Here is a 12,829-nt window from a genome sequence, read left to right as displayed (position 1 = left end):
CGTCACCAGCCGTATTTGAGCTCGACGCCGACATAGTCGGCGTTGTGCCCGCCCGCCTGCCGGATCGCGTCGCCGACCTGGAAATGCACGGCCTCGACCGCGCCGATCAGGTTCGCGGCGATCGTCCAGTCCGCACGCAACTGCACGTACATCCCCGTCCACAACCCGCCCTTGCCGGCCGTGCCCGGCACCACGGCATTGCCCTGCTGGTAGACGGCGTCGCCGGTCGTCTCGCGCCACTGGAAACCGAGCGCGCCGAGCAGCGACAGATTCGACGACGGCTTCAGCGTCACCGACGGCTTCACGTGGATCAGGTTCGAGTAACCGGTGAAGCCCGCGAGCGTGAAGTAATAGCCGTTCGGAAACAGCGGATTGAAGGTGCCGACGCGGCCGTCGTGCGGATGCCGGTCGCCCGACGCCGCGTCGACCTGCAGCGCGACGCGCGGCGACCACGGCGCGTCGAGTCGATAACCGGCGATCGATCCGACGGCCCATGCGCGGATCGAACTGCTGCCGACCGTGCCCGTCTGCAGCATCGTTTCGAGATCCCAATCGAAGCGGCCCTGCGTGCCCGTGTAGCGCACGTCCCACACGTCGCGGCGCTCGGCGCCGCTCGCGTCGAGAAAACGCGCGTTGCTGCGGTTGTAGCGCGACCAGTAGCCCGACAGGTCGCCGGGCCCGACCGACTGCCGCTCGATGCGCACGCCGCTGAACGTGAGGTCGCGGTTCGACACGTCGTCGAATACGGACACGGTGCGGTTCTGCACGGGCTGCGTCGCATACGCGATGAAGCGCCACTTTTGATACTCGTAGTCGGCCCACACCGCATCGAACGCCTGCCGCACGTTCGGGCCGTCGCGCGCGGCGATGAAGCGCTGCAAATCGAACGCCATCTCCTGCCGGCCGACGCGGAACTTGAACGTGCCGCCGCCGAGCGCACCCGTGTAGGTCGCGAACGCCTGTTCGAGATCGAGCGGGTTCCTGTCGACCGGCGAGATCGTGTTCTTGCCGAACGCGCGGTCGTCCTGCAACTGCACGAAAAACTGCCAGTGCTGACCGAGATGCGCATCGGCATGCACTTCGACGCGCTGGATCAGGTACGTGTCCGATTGCGCGGAGCCGATGCCGAACAGCGGCGCGTCGTTGGTCTCCAGACGCTCGCGCAGGTTCACGCCGAGCGACAGATAGGAGGCCGGATCGTTGCCGAGCGGGATGTATTTCAATCCGTCGAGCGGCGCGCGCGGCACGCACGGATTCGCGAGCACCGACCAGTCTTCCTGCCAGCGGTTGAACAGCACGGTCGGCCGCTTGGCCGTGCACGTCGATGCCGGCGCGCTGTCGGCTGCCGCCGGCACCGTCGTCGTGTCCGCGAACGCCGCATCGGCACCCGCGAGCAGCAGCCCCGCGACAACCGACGCGCGGGCAACCCGGTCGAAGCGGCGGCCTCGTGCCGTCGCGGTACGCTGTCCGCTTGTCGCGGCCGTCCGTTCGCGACCACGTGCATCGGTCCGGCCCGCTCGCCCCGCGCGGTCGCGACGCGCCCCTCCACGCCACACGATCATGCATGCTCCTGCGTAACGGTACGGGCGGACATCCCCGCGCATGCCGCCAGCACAGCGAGCGCACCGGCGGGCACCAGCAGCGCCCAGAACCCGACATGGCGAAAACCCAGCGCGCCGCATATCGCGCCGAGCGCGAACGCGACGATCGCCGGCAGCATCTTCGCGAAGCGCGCGCGTGCCGTCGCGCGCACGCTGTCGGCCGTGCCGGCGGACAGCATGTCGACGACGTCGAGGATCGCCTGCGTGACATTGCCGGTCATCACCGTGTTCGGCACGCCGGCGCGCGCGATCACGCGCGGATGCGCGTTCTGCACGCCCATCGCGAACGTGCCGACGATGCCGGCCAGCAGCACCGGCAGGCTGTCGGATTGCGTTACGGGCGTCGCCCATACGCCGGCCGCGCAGAATCCGAGCAGCAGCACGGCCTGTACCGCATGCAGCGCGCGCGTGCCCTGCCACGCGGGCCGCCCGGAAAGCGCGCGCGCAATCAGGCTGCTCGCGACGACGCCGCACACGAACGCAGGAAACACGCTGAGCTTCAGCAGGATGCCCTGCCCGAACCCCGCGAGACCCGCGCCGATCAGCACGAAGTTGCCGGTCACGTGCGCGGTGAACAGCCCGAACAGCGCGACGAAGCTCAGCGTGTCGACGAAGCCGGCCACCGCGGCGAGGATCGTGTCTTCGTGCTTCATCGTGCCGCGCTCGCGTGGATCTCGGCGACGTAGCCGCCCGGGAACCGGACCACCGCCGCGTCGCGCCCGTCCGCGGTGTACGACGGCACGAGCACGTTCACGCCCGCGGCCTGCGCCTGCTTCAGCGTCGCGGCCAGGTCCGGCACTTCATAGCCGGTCATCTCGCGGCCGAACGGGTACGGCAGTTGGCCGTCCGTCACGAGCACGGTCATCTTGCCGAAGCCCGACGTGATTCGAATGCGGCGATAGGTATCGTTCGGCCGGCCGATCTCGATGCCGGGCGCCTTGAGGTTGTCGGACACCACCTTGCCGTTCGAGAACTTGACGAAATCGTGGACGAACTTGCGCACGCTCTGGGGCGACACATACACGCGATTCTCGGGGATGGTCTGCAGCGCCTCGTAGTTCGGCGCCTGCGTGTGCCAGTAGAGCTGCATCTTCACACCGCCCGTCCACGCAATCACCGCATCGCGGCCGATCGGATCGGGGAACGTGTCGACGATCACTTCCGCGCCATGCTCGCGCGCCACCTTCATCGCCGCGTCCATGTCGGTGACGAGGTAACCCGTGCGCTCCGCACCGAACGGCCAGGGCACCGGCGTCTTGAAACCGAACACGGAGATCGTGCCGGACGGCGTAAAAACGAGTTGCGACATCGTCTGGCTCGGGGTTGGCGTGACCTGGAACACGCCCTGCTTCGACTTGCTGCCGCCGAACGTCGCGACGAAGCTGTCGGTGAAGCGATCGAAATCCTCGGGTGCCACGTACACGTGCGTCGTGTCGTATTGCGGCCCGACGGCAAGCGTCGGCGTGGCCGCCGGCGGCACGGGCGGCTTCGCGTACGACGCCGGCGCCACGACGAGGCCGGCGGCGACCGCAAGCGCGAGCAAGGCGGAACGAATCGTTTTCATGACTGGATTTCCTTGTTGTTTCATCGTCATCGAGTGATGCGACCGTCGCCGGCCGGATGCTTCGCATCGGCGAGCAGCGTCGCGAGCACGAGTGCGGCGATCAGCCCGAGATGCTCGAAAAAGCTGTTGAGCGCCATGAAATGCTCGGCGCCCGTGCGGTTCCAGAAATCGTTCGCCACTGCCATCGCGACGAGCGTCAGCATGCCGAGGCTGCCGGCGCCGAGCCACGTGAAGCGGCGAAACACCACGCACAGCGAGCCGGCGATCTCGATCGCGATCGCAAGCGCCGCCCAGAGCGCGGCCGGATGCAGGCCGAAATGCGCCTGTTCGGCGACCGCACCGTCGAAATCCAGCGCCTTCGCGACGCCGCCGATCAAGTAGGCGGACACCAGCGCGACGCGCACGAGCGGCAGGCCCCACGGCCGCGCCAGCAACGCGCGGACCCACGCCGGATTGTCGAAGCCGCCGGAGTTGGTCGAGGCCGCCATGTCAGACCGCCCAGCACGAACAGCCGAACGCGCCCCAGAAGCCCTTCGTATCCGACGTCGGCAACGCGCGGCCCCATGCGCTCGCATGCGCATGCTCGTGTACGTTGCACGCGCTCGCACAGCCGCACATCGCCGCAGCGGCAGCGGCCGCACGCTGCAACGGTGCACCGTTGCGCTGCGTCGCACCCCAGCCGCCATAACCGCCGTACTCGCGCACGGGCGACCAATCCGGCATCGCGGGCGGAATCGGCGCATCGTGCGACGCGAACGGCCCCGCACCCCATACGATCTTTCCGCCAACTACCGTCAGCAACGCTGTCGTGTCGACGATATCGTCCTCCGCACATGTGAAGAAATCGCGATCCGGGACCATCAGGTCGGCGAGCTGCCCGACCGCGATGCGCCCTTTCTTCCCTTCCTCGTTCGAGAACCACGTCACGTATTCGGTCCACATCCGCAGCGCGGTCTCGCGATCGAGCAGATTGCGCTGCGGGTACATGCGCAAGCCGCCGACCGTCTTGCCCGTCACGAGCCACGCGAGCGACACCCACGGGTTGTACGACGCAACACGCGTCGCGTCGGTGCCGGCAGAGACCTTGAGCCCCTTGTCGAGCATCTTCGCAACGGGCGGCGTCGCTTCGGCCGCCTGCGCGCCGTAGCGCTCGACGAAGTATTCGCCCTGGTACGCCATCCGGTGCTGCACCGCCACACCACCGCCCAACGCGGCGATGCGGTCCATCGATTGTTCGGAGATCGTTTCCGCGTGGTCGAAGAACCAGTTCAGGCCGGCAAGCGGGATGTCCTTGTCGACCTTTTCGAACACGTCGAGCGCGCGGCTGATCGTTTCATCATAGGTCGCATGCATGCGCCACGGCCAGCGGTTCTGTGCGAGCACGCGCACGACGCCCTCGAGATCGTCTTCCATCTGCGCCGGCAGGTCCGGGCGCGCAACGCGGAAGTCCTCGAAATCGGCCGCCGAGAACACCAGCATCTCGCCCGCGCCGTTGTTGCGAAAATAGTCGGTGCCGTCGTGATACTTGACGCTTTTCGTCCAGTTCACGAAGTCTTCCTTCTCCGCATTCGGCTTCTGCGTGAACAGGTTGTACGCGATCCGGATCGTCATCTCGCCCGCGTCGTGCAGCTTGCGGATCACTTCGTAATCGTCGGGATAATTCTGCGACCCGCCACCCGCATCGATCACGCCCGTCACGCCGAGACGGTTCAGTTCGCGCATGAAGTGGCGCGTCGAGTTGTACTGGTATTCGAACGGCAGCTTGGGCCCCTTCGCGAGCGTCGCGTAAAGGATCGTCGCGTTCGGGTTCGCGAGCAGCAACCCGGTCGGGTTGCCCGCGGCGTCGCGCAGGATCGTGCCGCCCGGCGGCTCGGGCGTGTCCTTCGTGTAGCCCACCACGCGCAGCGCGGCCGCGTTCAGCAGCGCGCGGTCGTACAAGTGCAGGATGAACACCGGCGTGTCGGGCGCGGCTGCGTTGAGTTCATCGATCGTCGGCAGCCGCTTCTCGGCGAACTGGTGCTCGGTGAAACCGCCGACCACGCGCACCCACTGCGGCGCGGGCGTGATCGCGACCTGCCGCCTGAGCATCTCCATCGCAACGGCAAGCGAACGCACGCCATCCCAGCGCAGCTCCATGTTGTAGTTCAGGCCGCCGCGAATCACGTGCGTATGGTTGTCGATCAGGCCCGGCAGCACGGTACGGCCGTCGAGGTCGACGACCTTCGTCGCGCGGCCCGCGAGCGGCACGATGTCCGCGTTGCCGCCGACCGCGACGAAGCGGCCGTCCTTGATCGCAACGGCGGTGGCGACGGGGTTCGCACGATCGAGCGTCGTGATGCGCCCGTTGTGCAGAATGAGATCGGGTTGAGTGTCGGTTGCGCTCATCAATTGAGTCCTCGATGCAATCAGAAGCCGAGCCAGTGACGGACCGGTGCGATGGCCCCTGCGCCGATCAGCATGCCGGCCAGGCCGACCAGCGCAATCAGCGGCGGTGCGGGCGAACGCACCTTGATCACGCTGTACACGACGCCGATCAACACGCCGGCGCCCAATGAAACGAGATACGATTCCATGCGATCCCTCCCGACTGGATTAGAATGACCCGCATTGCCGCCCGCTGGGCGCCGTGCGCCGGCGGCGCGATCCGCTGCCGCCGAATCCGCTTCGCTTCCCTGCCACGCCTTCCAGCCATGCAACATCTTCCCGATCTCGAAGCCTGGGCCATCTTCGCGCGTGTCGCGGAGACCGGATCGTTCGCCAAGGCCGCCGAGCTGCTCGGCATATCGCAGCCGACCGTATCGAAAGCGATCGCGCGCCTCGAAAAACGCCTCGGCTCGATGCTGCTGTACCGCACGTCGCGCAAGCTGTCGCTCACGCCGACCGGCGAACTGCTGCGCGATCGCGCGATCCGGCTGCTCGCCGACGCCGAGCTGATCGAGGGTGAAGCGTGCGCGCATGCGCTCGAACCGCACGGCCTGCTGCGTGTGAACGCGCCGATGTCCTACGGCCTGTGCAATCTCGCGCCGCTGCTGCCCGCGTTTCTCGAGCGCTATCCGCGCGTCGACGTCGACCTCGTGCTCACCGACAACTTCGTCGACATCGTGTCCGGCGGCTTCGACGTCGCCATCCGGATCGCCGAACTGAACGATTCGTCGCTGCGCGCGCGCCGCCTCTGCGCGGTGCGCCGGCCGCTCGTCGCATCGCCCGCGTATCTCGACCGGCGCGGCCGGCCGACCCATCCGAGCGAACTCGACCAGCACGTGTGCCTGACCTACACGAACATCCCGACACCCGAGTACTGGCGCTTTCGCCACACGGCGTCGGGCGACGAATTCGGCGTGCCCGTGCGCGGGCGCATCCGCGCCAACAACGCCGACGTTCTCTGTCCCGCGCTGATTGCCGGCCACGGGCTCGCGCTGCAACCGGCGTTCCTGGTGTGGGATGCGCTGCAAAGCGGCGAGCTCGAGGAAGTGATGCACGACTGGAAAATCCCCGACATCAACGTCAACCTCGTCACGCCGCCCGGCATGCTGCGAGCGGCGCGCGTGACGGCCCTGCTCGACTTCCTCGTCGAGCATTTGACACACGCGCCGTGGGCATTGCCGCCCGTCTGAACGTGCAGCGGCGGCATGCCGTACGTTACTTCGCCGGCACCGGCGCAAGCGACTCATGCGGCGTCGCGGTGCGCTGTTCGGCCTTGTGAACCATCGTGTACGCGTAGTCGACACCCATCCCGTACGCGCCCGAGTGCTCCTTCGCGATCGCCATCACGGCGTTGTAGGTGTCGCGGCGTGCCCAGTCGCGCTGCCACTCGAGCGCGACCTGCTGCCACGTGACGGGCACGACGCCGGCCTGGATCATCCGTTGCATCGCGAAGTCGTGCGCGTCCTTCGACGTGCCGCCCGATGCATCGGCCACCATGTAGATCTCGTAGTCGCCTTCGAGCATCGCGCAGAGCGCGAACGTCGTATTGCAGACTTCGGTCCACAGGCCCGACACGATCACCTTCTTGCGGCCGTTCGCAGCCAGCGCGTCGCGCACCTTCTGGTCGTCCCACGAGTTCATCGACGTGCGTTCGAGCGTCTTCTGGTTCGGGAATACGTCGAGCAGTTCGGGATAGGTGTAACCCGAGAAACTGTCGGATTCCACCGTCGTGATCGTGGTCGGAATGTTGAATGCCTTCGCGGCCTTCGCGAGCCCGACGACGTTGTTCTTCAGCGTCTGGCGATCGATCGATTGCACGCCGAACGCCATCTGCGGCTGCTGGTCGATGAAGATCAACTGGCTGTTCTCGGGAGTGAGGACTTCAAGCTTGGGGTTGCTCATGGCGCGAATCATCCTTTGGACAGGAAACGTTAAGGCTTGCCTCGACCGCGAAAGCACGAGGAGCCGACTGTGCGTTGCCCCGGATCTGCGTCTTCCGGTTGCAGCCATTTAATCGGAAAAGTCGCGGCGAGAACATCCAAGAAACGGAATCGATCGAATTCCGAAAGAGGGGTGTCTCCAAGGGCTATCCGCCCTTTTGTTCCGCACGTAAACCCGATACGCTTCCAGCACATTGAAGGCGCGCCATTCGCCCCCGACCAGCCTATCACGAGAGGTTTTCATCATGAAACCGTATTTCCTGTCGCTGCTCGCCGGCATCCTCGCCGGTATCATCTACGGCGCGCTCGGCGTGAATTCGCCGGCGCCGCCGATCATCGCGCTCACCGGCCTGCTCGGCATGCTGGCCGGCGAACAGATCCTGCCCGTCGCGCGCCGGATGCTTTCCGGACACCGGCTGAATACCGCGTGGCGCGACGCGCAATGCAGCCAGCACATGTTCGGCGCGCTGCCGGGCGGCGCCGCGAACGACCGCAAGCCGTCGTGATGCACGCCATCGCCGCCGGCCGCGCATGACCAACGTCGAGCTGTTCCACTACCTGCTGCTGTTGATCTGCGGCGCGGGCGCGCTCACGTGGCTCGCCGAACGGATCTCGATTCCGCCGGCCGTCGTGCTGCTGCTCGGCGGCTGCGCGGTGGCGATCGCCGGCAAGCGCGTGCCCGACATGGACCCCGCGCTGCTGCTTGCGGCCGTGCTGCCGCCGCTGCTGATGTCGAGCGGGTTCTATACCGCGTGGAAGGAGTTCCGGCAGGAGCTGGCATCGATCGCATCGCTCGCGCTCGGCGCGGTCGCGTTCACGACCGTCGCGGTCGCGGTGGCCGTGCATACCGCGAACCCGGCGCTGCCGTGGGCCGCGTGCTTCACGCTCGGCGCGATCGTGTCGCCGCCCGACGCGGTCGCCGCGAAGGCGATCCTGCAGCGCTACCCGCTGCCTGCGCGGCTCGTCGCGGTGCTCGAAGGCGAAAGCCTCGTCAACGATGCGTCGGGCCTGCTGCTGTACCAGATGGCCGTGTCGGCCGCGCTCGCCGTGTCGATCACGGCCGCGAGCGCCACCGGCCTGTTCTTCTCGCTCACGCTGATCGGTATCGCGGTCGGCCTCGCATGCGGCCATGCGATGTGCTGGGTGCTGCCGCGCCTGCGCGACCCGATGCTCGGCATCGTCGTGACCTTCGCGATGGCATGGGGCAGCTACGGGATCGCGGAAGCCGTCGACGGCTCGGGCGTGCTGTCGGTGGTGACCTGCGGCCTCGTGCTCGGCGTGCGCCAGCATCGCGTGTTCGACGCCGACATGCGGATCAAGGCGAAGGCGACGTGGGAAGCGATCGTGTTCGTGCTCGATGCACTCGTGTTCATCCTGATCGGTCTCGCGCTGCACGCGATCCTCGCGCGCGTGAACCACGAAGGCGCGGTGCTGATGGCCGGCCTGCGCGTCGCGCTGCCCGCCACCGCCGCCGCGATCGGTGCGCGCGTCGTGTGGGTGTTCGTCGCGATGTGGCTGCCGGGCCGCCTGCGCGCGCCGCGCGCGGGCCACGCACCGTGGTCGTGGCGCGAGGCCGTCGTGCTCGGCTGGTCGGGCATGCGCGGCGTCGTGAGCCTCGCGGCCGCGATCGCGCTGCCGAGCACCTTCCCCGGCCGCGACCTGATCCTGTTCAGCACGTTCCTGCTGATCATCGCGACGCTCGTCGTGCAGGGCGGCACGCTCGCACCGCTGATCCGCGTGCTGAAGCTGCGGCCCGCCGCGCGGCACACGATGTCCGAGCACGCGGTGCGCGCGCACACGTTCGGCGCGGCGCTCGCCGAACTCGACGCACTTGAGCAGCGCGGGTCGACCCTCGAGCGCCCTTCGCTCGACCGCCTGCTCGCCGAATACCGGAACCGCGTCGCGTTCAACGAACGCGCGCATCGGCACGGCGCCGAACCGGCCGACATGCGCGCGCGGATGCTGCGCGTCGAACTCGAACTCGTCGGCGTGTCGCGCCAGGCGCTGCTCGACCTGCATCGCGACGGCAAGGTCGACGACACGGTGCTGCACCGGATCGAATCGGAGCTCGATTTCGAGGAACTGCGGCTGCAGCGGCTGCTCGAACCGTAACGTCCGGCCACGCCGCCGGCCTTCACCCTTTCACTTATGGAACTGCAATGAGCGAACTGTCCGTCGAAGCGAGCATCGGCTCGGTCGATTATCTCGTCCACTTCAGCGATGGCGTCCACCAGTGGCGCGCCGACGAACCGGCGTCGCTCGGTGGCGGCGATGCGGCGCCGACGCCCGTCGCGCTGCTGCTGTCGAGCCTCGGCGCGTGCACCGCGATCACGCTGAAGATGTACGCGCAACGCAAGGGCTGGCCGCTCGCCGAAGTGCACGTGAAGCTCGCGCACGAATCGGGCAGCGCGGGCAGCACGATCGTGCGCCGCATCACGCTCGAAGGCGACCTGTCCAGCGAACAGCGCGAGCGCCTGCTGCAGATCGCGAACGCGTGTCCGGTACACAAGATCCTCACGCATCCGATCACGATCGACACGGCGATCGCCTGATCGCTTACGACTACGAGTTCCCTACCATGTCCGCATCGATCAAGACCCTGCTCACGCCGCGCGAAAGCGACATCGGCAACCTCGTCGTGCGCCGCGTGCTGCCCGCGCGCGCCGCGCGCCTCGTCGGCCCGTTCATCTTCTTCGACGAGATGGGCCCGGCCGTCCTGCCGGTCGGCCGCGGCATCGACGTGCTGCCGCATCCGCATATCGGGCTCGCGACCGTCACCTACCTGTTCGACGGTTCGCTGATGCATCACGACAGCCTCGGCTTCCGGCAGAAGATCGTGCCCGGCGACGTGAACTGGATGACGGCCGGCCGCGGCATCGTGCATTCGGAGCGTTCGCCCGACGAAGACCGCCCGCACGAGCAGCCGGTCCACGGGATCCAGACCTGGGTCGCGCTGCCGGTCGAGCACGAAGACACCGCGCCCGCGTTCGTCCATCATTCGGCCGACACGCTGCCGTCGTTCGCGCGCGACGGCGCGCGCGTGCGCGTGATCGCGGGCACCGCGTTCGGGCTCACGTCGCCGGTCGCCGTGTTCTCGCCGACGCTCTACGCGTATGCCGAATTCGCGTCGGGCGGGCAGCTCGCGCTCGACGCGGAGCACGACGAGCGTGGCGTGTATCTCGTCGACGGCGACCTCGCCATCGACGGCACGCCGCTCGCCCCCGCGACGATGGCCGTGCTCGAACCGGGCGCGACCGTGGCGCTCGCCAGCACGAACGGCGCGCGCGTGATGCTGCTTGGCGGCGCACACCTGCCGGGCGAGCGTTATATCGAATGGAATTTCGTGTCGAGCGAGCACGCTAAGATCGAAGCGGCGCGCGCGGCGTGGGCCGCGCAGACCTTCGGCAAGGTGCCGGGCGAGGAGAACGAATGGACGCGCCAGCCGGAACGCAAGGTGCGGCCAGCGGAATAAGCGGATTCGCACGCAAGCAAGCGAAAGACGGCCGGCGCATGCCGGCCGTCTTTCGTTTATCGCTTCAATCCCATCAGTTTCGCAAGCGTCGGCCAGCGGTCGAGCGACTCGATGAACGCGCGGCGCGCCTGCTCGTCGACATAACGTTCAGGATCGAGCGCGGGCAGATGCCGCGCGAGGCCGAGCACGTCGTTCGGCTGCGACAGGCGATCGTCGTCGCCTTCGCCGGGAAGGATTACTGTTCGTCGATCCATACGCCGTCCGGAGTTTTCACCGCGTAACCCGCGGCCGTCTGCATCGTCACCGTGCCCTCGTTCTCGCCGACCATCCGCGTGCGCGGCAGGTCCGCCGCATATTGCGCGAGCGTCGCACCCGGCTTGAACGGGCTGTTCGACACGAGGTTCGACAGCAGCTGCGCGAGCGCGAGGAAGCTGGCCGGCTGCTCGACCACGGTCGTCGCACCGTGGTTGCCGGCAAAGCCGACGAGCCGCACGCCGACCGGCCCGTGCACGATGCGCGGCGTCGGGATCTCGCGCAGCCCCGCGACCTGGTCCTTGTCGCCGCGCAACGCGGCGCCGTGCTCGGGCACGAACACGATCACCGCGCGGCGGCCCGATTGCGCGATCAGGTCGGCGAGACGATCGAAATCGCTCATCAGCTTCGTTACGCGCTGCGGATACGAGTCGATGCTCGTCAGCGAACTGCCGACCACGCGGTTGCCGTCGTGCAGGCTGATCGTGTTGTAGTACAGCGCGACGGGCCCCTGCACCGACGCGCGCTGCGCATACCAGTTCGCGAGCGTGCCGTAGTCGTCCTTGATCGCGGAGCCGTCGAACGCATGCATCGCGACCGGCGCGGCCGCGTTCGAGATCATCGGCGCGCCGGCCGCGCCGATGTTGTCGTGAATCACCTGCAGGAAGTTGTCGAAGTGGCCGTCGTGGTTCAGCAGCGACTGCACCGTATAGCCGGCACCCGCGAGTTGCGCGAACAACTGGCACTGCTGCGGCGCGGGCTTGTACAGGTCCGCGTGCGCCTCCTGTCCGCAGCTCGCGCGCAGCACGCGGATCGCCGCCGGGCCGCTGTAGCTCGCGGCGGTGCTGAAGTTCGTGAACAGGTAGTCGAAGTGGCTCAGCATCGGGTGGTTGCGCACCTTCGCGGCATCGAGGTCGTCCCACGACAGCGAGCAGATGTGCAGCACGATCACGTCGAACTGCGCGGCCGGATCGTTGCCGAGATGGCCGAACGCGACCTGCCGCTGCGACTCCTGTGCGCGGAACGTCGCGAGCGCGGCGTTGTGGTCCTCGGGCCGGTCGGCGCGCCCCATCGTCGTGGTGCCCGGCGCGTCCGCCTGCTGCGCGGCCGGTGCGACCACGCGCGCCATCAAGCCGCTGCCCGCTTGCCACAGCGGCATCACGATCAGCGCGGCCAGCACGAACGTCGCAACGCGCAGCCAGCGGTTGACGATGAAATAGACGATCAGCGCGCCGACCACCGTCAGCACCAGCACGGGCGGCAGCAGGCGCGGCAGCAGTTCCATCCAGTAGTCGACGCGGAACGTGCTCATTTCGCGCGCGGCCTCGACGAGGCGTGCCAGCGGCGGCGCATGCATCTCGCGTGCGAGCAGCGGCACCGCGATCGCGATCGCGGCGACCTGCCGGACGATACGCCACGCACGCTGCCGGAGCCGCGCGCTCGCCGCGAGCACCACCGCGAACGCGAGGTTCGCGAGCCACATCGGCTGCAGGTGCCCGGTCCCGAACAGCGCGAACTTCAGGATGAAATACAGATTCCAGAACGTCATCTAACCCACTCCATGATGAGCGCCGCG

The 12,829-nt window shown here is 67.7% G+C and carries 14 protein-coding genes; 5 read left to right on the top strand and 9 right to left on the bottom strand.

The annotated features are described in order from the left end of the window. Nucleotides 1-2 precede the first annotated feature (2 nt). From R9B84_RS07120 to R9B84_RS07095, 6 genes are read right to left on the bottom strand one after another with little or no spacing between them, the layout of a single operon-like run. Complete coding sequence (locus R9B84_RS07120; RefSeq protein WP_423759752.1) at nucleotides 3-1,562, bottom strand: alginate export family protein; 1,560 nt, start codon at nucleotides 1,560-1,562, stop codon at nucleotides 3-5. Beyond that, nucleotides 1,559-2,254, bottom strand: coding sequence for a YoaK family protein (locus tag R9B84_RS07115; RefSeq protein WP_423759751.1), 696 nt, complete (start codon nucleotides 2,252-2,254; stop codon nucleotides 1,559-1,561). The genes R9B84_RS07120 and R9B84_RS07115 overlap by 4 nt, the downstream gene beginning before the upstream one ends. Continuing rightward, on the bottom strand, nucleotides 2,251-3,165 hold the full coding sequence (locus R9B84_RS07110) for a glyoxalase (protein ID WP_423759750.1): 915 nt from the start codon (nucleotides 3,163-3,165) through the stop codon (nucleotides 2,251-2,253). Before R9B84_RS07110 ends, R9B84_RS07115 begins: the two co-directional genes overlap by 4 nt. Nucleotides 3,166-3,191: 26 nt before the next feature. Next, entirely contained in the window at nucleotides 3,192-3,653 is a 462-nt protein-coding gene (locus R9B84_RS07105; protein WP_423759749.1) for a DoxX family protein, read from the bottom strand. Nucleotide 3,654: 1 nt separating this feature from the next. Further along, nucleotides 3,655-5,550, bottom strand: coding sequence for an amidohydrolase (locus tag R9B84_RS07100; protein WP_423759748.1), 1,896 nt, complete (start codon nucleotides 5,548-5,550; stop codon nucleotides 3,655-3,657). A gap of 20 nt (nucleotides 5,551-5,570) precedes the next feature. Further along, on the bottom strand, nucleotides 5,571-5,738 hold the full coding sequence (locus R9B84_RS07095) for a DUF1427 family protein (protein ID WP_047900440.1): 168 nt from the start codon (nucleotides 5,736-5,738) through the stop codon (nucleotides 5,571-5,573). A gap of 117 nt (nucleotides 5,739-5,855) precedes the next feature. Between R9B84_RS07095 and R9B84_RS07090 the strand changes: the two genes are divergently transcribed. Then, nucleotides 5,856-6,779, top strand: a complete 924-nt coding sequence (locus tag R9B84_RS07090; RefSeq protein WP_423759747.1) for a LysR substrate-binding domain-containing protein — start codon at nucleotides 5,856-5,858, stop codon at nucleotides 6,777-6,779. Between the two features lie 25 nt (nucleotides 6,780-6,804). Here the strand turns inward: R9B84_RS07090 and R9B84_RS07085 are convergent, their stop codons facing one another. Beyond that, nucleotides 6,805-7,491 carry a hydrolase gene (locus R9B84_RS07085; RefSeq protein WP_423759746.1) on the bottom strand — a complete coding sequence of 229 codons (687 nt, stop codon included), beginning with the start codon at nucleotides 7,489-7,491 and terminating at the stop codon, nucleotides 6,805-6,807. 283 nt (nucleotides 7,492-7,774) lie between these two features. Between R9B84_RS07085 and R9B84_RS07080 the strand changes: the two genes are divergently transcribed. Genes R9B84_RS07080 through R9B84_RS07065 form a run of 4 tightly spaced genes read left to right on the top strand, consistent with a single transcriptional unit; the run spans nucleotide 7,775 to nucleotide 11,001 of the window. Beyond that, entirely contained in the window at nucleotides 7,775-8,035 is a 261-nt protein-coding gene (locus R9B84_RS07080; RefSeq protein WP_423759745.1) for a XapX domain-containing protein, read from the top strand. Between the two features lie 25 nt (nucleotides 8,036-8,060). Then, a complete protein-coding gene (locus R9B84_RS07075; protein WP_423759744.1) occupies nucleotides 8,061-9,641 on the top strand; it encodes a cation:proton antiporter in 1,581 nt (526 codons plus the stop codon). Between the two features lie 47 nt (nucleotides 9,642-9,688). Further along, nucleotides 9,689-10,081: an OsmC family protein gene (locus tag R9B84_RS07070; RefSeq protein ID WP_423759743.1), complete on the top strand. Its 393-nt coding sequence runs from the start codon at nucleotides 9,689-9,691 to the stop codon at nucleotides 10,079-10,081. 26 nt (nucleotides 10,082-10,107) lie between these two features. Then, complete coding sequence (locus R9B84_RS07065; protein ID WP_423759742.1) at nucleotides 10,108-11,001, top strand: pirin family protein; 894 nt, start codon at nucleotides 10,108-10,110, stop codon at nucleotides 10,999-11,001. A gap of 56 nt (nucleotides 11,002-11,057) precedes the next feature. Here the strand turns inward: R9B84_RS07065 and R9B84_RS07060 are convergent, their stop codons facing one another. Together R9B84_RS07060 and bcsG are read right to left on the bottom strand one after the other, a co-directional pair. Next, on the bottom strand, nucleotides 11,058-11,255 hold the full coding sequence (locus R9B84_RS07060; RefSeq protein ID WP_065500252.1) for a hypothetical protein: 198 nt from the start codon (nucleotides 11,253-11,255) through the stop codon (nucleotides 11,058-11,060). Next, nucleotides 11,237-12,802 (bottom strand): cellulose biosynthesis protein BcsG, encoded by a 1,566-nt coding sequence (gene bcsG, locus R9B84_RS07055; RefSeq protein WP_423759741.1) that lies wholly within the window; start codon nucleotides 12,800-12,802, stop codon nucleotides 11,237-11,239. Before bcsG ends, R9B84_RS07060 begins: the two co-directional genes overlap by 19 nt. Nucleotides 12,803-12,829: the final 27 nt, after the last annotated feature.

The organism is Burkholderia sp. NLJ2 (genome assembly GCF_049487195.1).
Taxonomy (GTDB): domain Bacteria; phylum Pseudomonadota; class Gammaproteobacteria; order Burkholderiales; family Burkholderiaceae; genus Burkholderia; species Burkholderia pyrrocinia.
Note: the sequence above shows the minus strand (reverse complement) of the source record. Positions and strands in the feature narration are given on the sequence as shown.

Excerpts from the sequence above, each read along its gene's own strand:
- R9B84_RS07120 (WP_423759752.1), bottom strand. The coding sequence starts at position 1,562 with ATGATCGTGTGGCGTGGAGGGGCGCGTCGCGACCGCGCGGGGCGAGCG.
- R9B84_RS07115 (WP_423759751.1), bottom strand. The coding sequence starts at position 2,254 with ATGAAGCACGAAGACACGATCCTCGCCGCGGTGGCCGGCTTCGTCGAC.
- R9B84_RS07110 (WP_423759750.1), bottom strand. The coding sequence starts at position 3,165 with ATGAAAACGATTCGTTCCGCCTTGCTCGCGCTTGCGGTCGCCGCCGGC.
- R9B84_RS07105 (WP_423759749.1), bottom strand. The coding sequence starts at position 3,653 with ATGGCGGCCTCGACCAACTCCGGCGGCTTCGACAATCCGGCGTGGGTC.
- R9B84_RS07100 (WP_423759748.1), bottom strand. The coding sequence starts at position 5,550 with ATGAGCGCAACCGACACTCAACCCGATCTCATTCTGCACAACGGGCGC.
- R9B84_RS07095 (WP_047900440.1), bottom strand. The coding sequence starts at position 5,738 with ATGGAATCGTATCTCGTTTCATTGGGCGCCGGCGTGTTGATCGGCGTC.
- R9B84_RS07090 (WP_423759747.1), top strand. The coding sequence starts at position 5,856 with ATGCAACATCTTCCCGATCTCGAAGCCTGGGCCATCTTCGCGCGTGTC.
- R9B84_RS07085 (WP_423759746.1), bottom strand. The coding sequence starts at position 7,491 with ATGAGCAACCCCAAGCTTGAAGTCCTCACTCCCGAGAACAGCCAGTTG.
- R9B84_RS07080 (WP_423759745.1), top strand. The coding sequence starts at position 7,775 with ATGAAACCGTATTTCCTGTCGCTGCTCGCCGGCATCCTCGCCGGTATC.
- R9B84_RS07075 (WP_423759744.1), top strand. The coding sequence starts at position 8,061 with ATGACCAACGTCGAGCTGTTCCACTACCTGCTGCTGTTGATCTGCGGC.
- R9B84_RS07070 (WP_423759743.1), top strand. The coding sequence starts at position 9,689 with ATGAGCGAACTGTCCGTCGAAGCGAGCATCGGCTCGGTCGATTATCTC.
- R9B84_RS07065 (WP_423759742.1), top strand. The coding sequence starts at position 10,108 with ATGTCCGCATCGATCAAGACCCTGCTCACGCCGCGCGAAAGCGACATC.
- R9B84_RS07060 (WP_065500252.1), bottom strand. The coding sequence starts at position 11,255 with ATGGATCGACGAACAGTAATCCTTCCCGGCGAAGGCGACGACGATCGC.
- bcsG (WP_423759741.1), bottom strand. The coding sequence starts at position 12,802 with ATGACGTTCTGGAATCTGTATTTCATCCTGAAGTTCGCGCTGTTCGGG.